At 55.2% G+C, this 7,943-nt stretch carries 8 protein-coding genes; all 8 read right to left on the bottom strand.

The window, feature by feature from the left end; translation table 11 throughout:
* Positions 1-181 precede the first annotated feature (181 nt).
* From QZ105_RS05250 to QZ105_RS05215, 8 genes are read right to left on the bottom strand one after another with little or no spacing between them, the layout of a single operon-like run.
* Positions 182-703, bottom strand: coding sequence for a nitroreductase (locus tag QZ105_RS05250; protein ID WP_293728800.1), 522 nt, complete (start codon positions 701-703; stop codon positions 182-184).
* 13 nt (positions 704-716) lie between these two features.
* Positions 717-806 (bottom strand): ArsC/Spx/MgsR family protein, encoded by a 90-nt coding sequence (locus QZ105_RS05245; RefSeq protein WP_293728799.1) that lies wholly within the window; start codon positions 804-806, stop codon positions 717-719.
* A gap of 13 nt (positions 807-819) precedes the next feature.
* The gene (locus QZ105_RS05240; protein ID WP_293728798.1) at positions 820-1,983 is read right to left on the bottom strand and encodes a S41 family peptidase; all 1,164 of its coding nucleotides are present in this window, start codon (positions 1,981-1,983) and stop codon (positions 820-822) included.
* A gap of 19 nt (positions 1,984-2,002) precedes the next feature.
* On the bottom strand, positions 2,003-3,148 hold the full coding sequence (locus QZ105_RS05235; protein WP_293728797.1) for a M23 family metallopeptidase: 1,146 nt from the start codon (positions 3,146-3,148) through the stop codon (positions 2,003-2,005).
* Between the two features lie 15 nt (positions 3,149-3,163).
* Positions 3,164-4,051: a permease-like cell division protein FtsX gene (gene ftsX / locus QZ105_RS05230; RefSeq protein ID WP_293728796.1), complete on the bottom strand. Its 888-nt coding sequence runs from the start codon at positions 4,049-4,051 to the stop codon at positions 3,164-3,166.
* A complete protein-coding gene (gene ftsE, locus QZ105_RS05225) occupies positions 4,041-4,727 on the bottom strand; it encodes a cell division ATP-binding protein FtsE (RefSeq protein WP_293728795.1) in 687 nt (228 codons plus the stop codon). Before ftsE ends, ftsX begins: the two co-directional genes overlap by 11 nt.
* Before the next feature lie 4 nt (positions 4,728-4,731).
* Positions 4,732-5,820, bottom strand: a complete 1,089-nt coding sequence (gene csaB / locus QZ105_RS05220) for a polysaccharide pyruvyl transferase CsaB (protein ID WP_293728794.1) — start codon at positions 5,818-5,820, stop codon at positions 4,732-4,734.
* Positions 5,817-7,931, bottom strand: coding sequence for a DUF5693 family protein (locus QZ105_RS05215; protein WP_293728793.1), 2,115 nt, complete (start codon positions 7,929-7,931; stop codon positions 5,817-5,819). The genes csaB and QZ105_RS05215 overlap by 4 nt, the downstream gene beginning before the upstream one ends.
* Positions 7,932-7,943: the final 12 nt, after the last annotated feature.

Raw genomic sequence — 7,943 nt, 5'->3', positions numbered from 1 at the left:
TCGATAAGCTGAGCGCCAACATCGACGCCCTGACCCGCGTACTTGCCGCCGCTAAATAAAATGATGCGCCGGTTTTAGCCGCCGCATCGCTAAACTACAAAGGGGACTGCCGCACAGCGCCGAAGCGCTTCTGCAGCAGTCCCCTTTTTATTTCTTCTTATTAAATTAATCGGTTCACTATCTACTTCACATAATAAACATAATCAGCCTTACGCGGATGCGCCTTAGGCTGCGGTCCGGCAGGATAGCCGATTATGCAATGGCCGATGCCCTCGTACTCGCCCTCTATACCCCACTTGCGCAGCAGCTCCTTGCCTTCTTCTGATTCAAACTCCTGCTTAGCGCGGTGTATCCAGCAGCTGCCCAGGCCCAGGGCATGAGCGGCCAGCATTAAATTGCCCATTACCAGACTGCCGTCGTAAACGCGGTGCGGGCTGTCCAAACGGGCCAGCACTACCAAAACCACCGGCGCGCCGTAAAAGGTATCGGACTTTACGCCCATAATTTCACGGTTCATGCGAGCCAGCTGGTCGCGTGTTTCCTTATCCGTTACCGCCACGATAATAGCCGACTGCTTGCCGTGACCGCTGGCAGCAAAAGTACCTGCCTCCACGATTTGCTCGATAAGCTCCTGCGGCACCATGTCCGGCTTATACTGCCGCACGCTGCGGCGCTCCTTGATCGCCTGCAAAACCTGATTCATAAGTAAAACCTCCTTACAATCCCTTAGCCTCGTATTCCGCCTGCTTAAAGCCCACCAGCACCGAACCGTCGTCCTGCACTACGATAGGCCGCTTAACCAGCATACCGTCGGCAGTATCACTCCTGCTCTCGCAGCGTCTTTTTCAAATAATCCACAGCCGCCTCCAGCTGCACATCCTTAACGGCGTTTTCCGGCAGCTCCACTACCTCGTCCGGCTCGATGCCCACGTTATGAATGGATACGCCGGAGGGCGTATAATATTTAGCCACGGTAATCTTCACCGCCGTGCCGCTGTCCAGCCGGTACACGGACTGCACGCTGCCCTTGCCGAAGGTCTTGACGCCGAACAGCCTGCCGGACCGGGTATCCTTAATCGCCCCGGCCACAATCTCAGACGCGCTGGCGCTGCCATGATCCACCAGCACCGCCAGCGGATACTTCACCTTTTCCAAAGAAGATTTTTCTACATATTTATTACCGGCCTTGTCGACTACCGACACGATGGGCCCCTTAGGCACCAGCATGCCTGCTACCGCTACGCCTGCGTCCAGAAGGCCGCCGGGATTGCCGCGCAAATCCAGCACTAAAGCCTGCATACCCTGCTGCTCCAACTTTTGGTATTCCTTGGCAAAGTCCGCGCCCGTATTTTCGTTAAACACCGCCACGCGGATATAGCCGATTTTGGTATCGGGCACAAATTGTCCGCCCACCGACGGATTTTTGATTTCCTTACGCACCACGCGCACCTTGCGCAGCTGGCCTTCCTTATCCTTCAGCTCCAGCTCCACCTCCGTGCCCTGCTGGCCGCGGATACTGTTAGCCACCTGCTCCATATTCATACTGCGCGTGGGCTGCCCGTCCACCGCCGTAATGATATCGCCGCTTTTAATGCCGGCCAGCGCGCCGGGGTTATCCGGCAGCGCCGAAATAACGATATAATCGTCGCCGCGCTTGCCAAAAACGATGCCGATACCGCCGAAGGTGCCGTCGGTCATTTCGTTGAGCTGCTGAAAATCCTTGCGGTTAAGATATACCGTATAGGGATCGCCCACGCCCTCAACCATGCCCTTGATGGCTCCTTCAAACAGCGTATGATTATCCACGTCGCCGTTATAATTATTTTTCAGCAAATGCATCGTCCGCAAAAAGCGCACCGATTCAGAAGCGCTGCCCGTTATTCTTTCCAGCAGCACGCCCCCCGCGCACAGCAGCGACGCCGCCGTCAGCACCGCCGTAGCCGCGCAGCAGGCAGCCAGCTGCCACGTTCTTTTACTAAACAATTTTGCGCCTCCACTTTAATTAAGGTAAGTAATCCAAGGGCTCCGTCACCTCGCCGTGCAGGCGCACCTCAAAGTGGCAATGGGGTCCGGTGGAATAGCCCGTACTGCCCGCATAGGCAATAACCGTGCCCTTGTTTACATACTGGCCTTCGTTGACATTCAAGCCCTGATTATGACCGTACAGCGTTACCAGGCCTCCGCCATGATCGATCATGACGCAGTAGCCGTAGCCGCCCAGCCAGCCGCTGTACACTACGGTACCGGAATCGGCGGCGTAAATCGGGGTGCCGTAATCCACGGCAATATCCATACCGCTGTGATATTTAGTCGTGCCAAAAATAGGATGGGTGCGCCAGCCGTAATACGAGGTAATCTCGCCGCGGCAGGGCCACATAAAGCGTCCGGTGCCGCCGCTGCTTTCGGTGGCTCCGCCGCCGTTGGCTTCCATATTGCGCAGCATAGCCGCGATATTTTCGCTGATCGCCAATAAACGGTCGTATTCGTACTGGCTTTGCTGCTCTTCCTCCTGCGCGGCATAAAGAATATGCGCGCGCTGTTCCCGCAGCTTATTAACTCTGGCGGTTTTATTTTCCAGCTCCGCCTCGGCGGCCTTAATCTCCTTCATGGAAGCGTCCAGCTGCGCCTGACGGGTCTTGATTTCTTCTTCATCCTTTTTCAGCTGCTCCAAAAGCTCTATATCGCTGCTGATAATTTTTTGCAGCAAATACATTCTGGAGGAAAAATCGCTGAAATCCTTCGCGCCTAAAAGCACGTCCAGATAATTAACCTGACCGTTGATATAAATAGCCCGCAAGCGTTTGCGGTAAACCTCCAGCCGCTGCTCCTGCTCTTGTTTCTTTTTCGCCAGCTGCGCCTGATTTTCGTCGATAATCTGCTGCAGCCCGTCGCGCTTTTTCCGCAGCTCGTTGGCACGTCCCTGCAAATCGTTAAGGTCGCCCATAATATTCTGCAAATCGGCGTTGACCGCTTCCGCGCGCTGGCGCGCCGCCTCCTTGCGCACCTGCATTTCCTGCATCTGCGCCTGCACCGAATTCAGCTCCGCCCGCTTATCGTCCGCCGCGTCGGCCAGGCACCAGGCCCCGTAAACGGGCAGCAATGCCAGAAGCAAAGCCAGCGCAGCGTGCGCCAAGTATTTTTTACGCATATACCCGGCCTCCCTTTAAACGCGCAAAAATTTGCGCAGGGAAATATAGCTGCCCAGCGCGCCGATGCCCGTGCCCGCCGCCAGCAAAAACAGCGTCACATAGCCCAGCAGCGGGGACGGCGGCAGCAGCGGCAGAAAGGCCAGCGTAGCGTGGATGCGGTCCAGCAGCGCCGAATAAATGCTGTTGATAAAGAGCGACGCCAAAATAGCGCCGAAGAAGCCCAGCGTCATGCCCTCCAGCAAAAAGGGCCAGCGAATGAACCAATCCGTCGCGCCCACATATTTCATAATGACTACTTCCTTGCGCCGGGCAAAGACAGTCAGACGAATGGTATTGCTGATGATGAACAGCGTGGCCATGGCCAAAAAGATAATCAGCACCACGCCGCCAAAGCGCAGTATCTTCGTCAGCTGGAATAAATGCTCCACTACCTCCTGCCCGAACTTAGCCGTTTCCACCTTGGGCAGCTGGCCGATTAAAGGCGTAATCGCCTTAATACGCTCCGGGTTATCCACCTGTACGTCAAAGGAATTGGGAAAGGGATTATCCTTGCCCAGGCTGTTGAGCAGCTGCTCCTGGTCGCCCAGGCGTTCCTTAAAGCGCTCTAAAGCCTGCTCCTTGCTTACAGCAGTTACCTTAACCACGCCGGGCATCTTCTGCAGCTGCTCCTTGACGGACGTTAATTCCTCCGCCTTGGCGTCGTCCTGCATATATACGGATACCTGCACCTGGCTTTCCAGATATTTCGCCAGATTATTGGTATTCAAAAAAATCAGCAGGAACATACCCAACACCAGCAGGGACACGGCCACGGTGGAAATGGAAGCAAAGCTCATGAAGCCGTTGCGACGAATGGATTTATAGGTTTCCTTGATAAAATATTCCTTCGTACTAAAGCTCATAGCCATAAACTCCTTCGTGTTCGTCGCGCACAATACGTCCCTTTTCGATAGCGATAACCCGCTTGCCCATAGCGTCCACTACATCCTTATCATGGGTAGCCATGACGATGGTAGTGCCGGTAGCGTTGATTTCCTTAAAGATTTCCATAATGTCCCAGCTTGTCTCCGGGTCCAGATTGCCCGTCGGCTCGTCAGCAATGACCAGCAGCGGATCGTTGACTATTGCCCTGGCAATAGCGATGCGCTGCGGCTCGCCGCCGCTCAGCTCGTTGGGATAAGCGTCGGAGCGATGGCGCAGCCCTACTAAATCCAGTACGTTTAAAACCTGCCGCTTAATTTTGCGGTGCGGCGCTTCGATAACCTGCATGGCAAAGGCCACGTTTTCATAAACCGTGCGGTCGGGCAGCAGGCGGTAATCCTGAAAGATAATCCCCAGCTGACGCCGCATATAGGGGATTTCCTTAGGGGTCAGCGCCATAATATCCGTGCCATTGACAAAAATGCTGCCCGTAGTAGGCAAAACCTCACGGAACAGCATTTTGATAAAGGTAGATTTACCGGCGCCGCTGGGCCCGACAACAAAAACAAATTCGCCTGGTTCTATATGTACATTGACATCCTGCAAGGCTACGGACCCGCCGGGGTACACCTTGCTTACATCCGTCATTATCAGCATGCCTTCAATCTCCTTTCGTCAGCAAAGCCAGCGCCTGCCTGGCATTGAGCATGGCCTTCGCCCGCAGCTTTTGCAGCCTATCGCCGCGGCAGCCCCGGCTCAGCGCCTGTTTGGCGGCCGCTACTACCTGCGCCGCCTGCAGGCTTTCTACCCTGCCCGCCGTCAGCCCATCGATATCCTTCACAAAGCCGTCGATTTTGGGGTCATAGGATACAGCCGCAAAGGGCAGCTCCATTACTGCGGCAAAAATCAGCGCATGCAGCCGCATACCGATCAGCAAATCAAAATTGCCCATCAAAGACAAAAATTGCTCCGTATCGCAATCGGCGGCCAGCACCGTACTGCTATCCTTATGCACCATAAAATGCTGCAAACGGGCGCAAGCCTCCACATCCACAGGATATTGCAGGGGCAGCAGCACCACATGCGCGCCGAACTCCTCGCTTAAGGAATCTGCCGCCTTGGCCAGCTCCAAAAGATAGCGGTCGTCGTCCTGCCATTTGCGCACGGAAACGGCAAGCAGCATTTTATCCTGCGGCGCCTTAAATTTTTCCAAAAGCTTTCTGCCCTGCTCCAATCCCTCCGGCGGCAGCGTCAGCACGGCGTCGGCAGTCAGCTGCACCTTTTCGGCAGGAATGCCAATACGCCGCAGCTCGTACAGCGAATCCTGGTCCCGTACCGTAATCAAGTCCACGCGGCTGCATACCGCCTGCGTCAGCTTGCGCAGCAAACGGCTGTGAATGGGGCCGATGCCCTGAGCAAAGAGCATCACCCGCTTGCCCAAGAGCAGCCCCAAAGCCAAAATTGACAAATAATACAGTAAGCTGCGCTTACTGGTGACGTCCTGCAGCAAGCTGCCGCCGCCGCTCAAAAGCAGGTCGCAGCTCCGCAGGGCCGTTAAAATTTCCCAGGGATTAAAACGATGAATGGAAGTTACATTATATCTGGCTGCCGTCACCTGGGGGTTGCCCGAAATAACCGTCAGCCCGACAGAATTTTCCGTACTGCGCAAAGCTTTGATGATCGCGGTCAGCATAGCCTCATCTCCGGCGTTAGCAAATCCATAATACCCGGAAATCACGATCTTGCTCATTGCTTCAGACAGCTCCTTTGCCAATTATCCCAAGCAGGCCACAGCAGGCCGATAACCAGTATGCCAATAATGCCGAAGACCACGCCCACAGCGTAGCCGTCAACGGCGCGCATCAGGCTCATCATCACAGGCGTACGCATATGACAGAAGGTCTGCACCAGGCTTCCCTGCCCGATAACGGCGCCGCACGCCAAGACAAACTGCCACCAGCGCGGCGCGCAGCGGTAGGCAGCCAATACCGCCAGGAAGAAGGCCGGATGGCCAATCATAAATTCCTTTTCGCGGGGACGGGCATACATAACCTGCTCCAAAAAGGCGCGCATTTTCAGCTCGATAGCAGGCACGGGCACGCCGCCCGTATGGCCGCTGCGGCCTACGAAATAAAAGGCCACGAACAGTAAAACCAATAATACGGCCACATGCTTAAAGGTCAGGCCCGTATCCAGCAGACCGTTGAGCCGTGCCAGCAAAAGCTTCACGCCCTTGCCCACCACCTGCAGCAAATCGTAACGGGCAATGAACAGAATCGCCGTCAGCAGCACCGGCAGGATAAAGGTCAGCTTAACGCCGCGGTAAATGTCGATTTCCAGCAAAAAGCGGCTGTCCGTCAAAATAGCGGACAAAAAGGCCGCGCCCACCAAAGAAAGCGCTACAGCCAGAGCCAGCTGCCATATTGCCTTCCAAATAATTACCAGCAGGCTGCTAACTTTATTTTTATTAGCTTCCCAAACGCTAAAGATAACGCTCATGGACAGCACAGGGAAAACGCCGGCCGCCGCCAAAGCCAACAGCTGACGCAAAAGCAAGCCGCGTCCCAGCAGCAGCACGCCAGCGCAGGCTAGGGACAACGCTCCCCACAGCGCCAGCTGCTTTGTGCCGCTCAAACCGAACAGCAGCGCCAAATACAGCGTTACCCCGGCAGCGATAGCCGCAGCAATGGGAATAAAATTGCTTTTAGCGGGGAAATAAGGCTCATAGCCGTCCTGGCCTGCAGCGGCAAAGACGCCTGCGTCGCCAATAGTAAAGCCGCGGGCTTCCACGCTTTTCTTAATATCCCTTACATATTGCAGATTGATCTGCATAATATCCTTGCCCTCCACCGGCATCAGGAAGGGACGGATATAGTTGACGCGGATATTGCGTTCCTCATCGGTCAGCGCCCAACGGCGCAAAGCCGTATCGACGCCGATTTTCTTCTGCTCCAAAGCGTCGATAACGTAGGAACGCGCAGCATAATATTTATTAAACTCGGACAGAGGAATCAGTCCGTCAATTTGGGCAAAGCGCAGCTGGGTATAATGCTCCAGCATCACCAGCTTCATCTTATTCTCCTGCATTTTCTGTCCTAAATATTCCAGCTTATCAGGATAGCCCACGGTTTCCGTCCCACAGGGCATATAGGCGTGTACCCTGACGCCCGCTTTTTTTATGCGCGCAAAAATACTGTCGATTTGCGCCTCATTCACGCCCACATAATTCTGCGGACGCACGATAACCTTAAAGCCCAGGGCCGACACCTTCTGCATATCGCGCACCGGCAAGCCCAAAGGAGCCTGCAGCAAACCCAAGGGCTCGTCGTACTTACTTTCAGGCAAAAGCTCCGTGCTGCCCAAAACGCGGATAATGCGCGGCTGGTCGCTGACCACAGCCACGCGCTCCTTGCCGTAGCGCAGCAGAAGATCCTCCTCCACATCGGCCAGCACAGCCGGATTATTGCCTGCGGCCACATAAGCGGCGCTCTCCTGCAAAGCCTGCGGCGCAACATGGGCGAACACACCCTTACCGGCGCCCAGACTAGCTGCCTGCCGCAGCTCGCCGCCCGTCGCCGTCTGAATTTCGCCCTTCTTTGTCAGACGATCCAACGTAGTATCAAAAATCATCAGGGAGTTGATGCCTGCATCCTTAAACTGCAGCAGCACCTCATCCTCCGGCAGGCCCTCCAACGCGGCTACCTTGCGCAGCCCCTCGTATTCCATGGCCATTTCCACCGTATTATTTGCCTGCTCCACCTGATGACGGGTCCAGTTGAGCCATAAGGCCCACGCCAAACCGATGGCAATCACGGCCAGCAGCACAGGATTATAGCGGTTTTTCATTAAATTCACCTGCACTCATTTCTCGCC

This window comes from uncultured Phascolarctobacterium sp., assembly GCF_905212365.1.
GTDB lineage: Bacteria > Bacillota > Negativicutes > Acidaminococcales > Acidaminococcaceae > Phascolarctobacterium_A.
The sequence above is the reverse complement of the archived record's forward strand: the minus strand, read 5'-3'. Positions and strand labels throughout refer to the sequence as shown.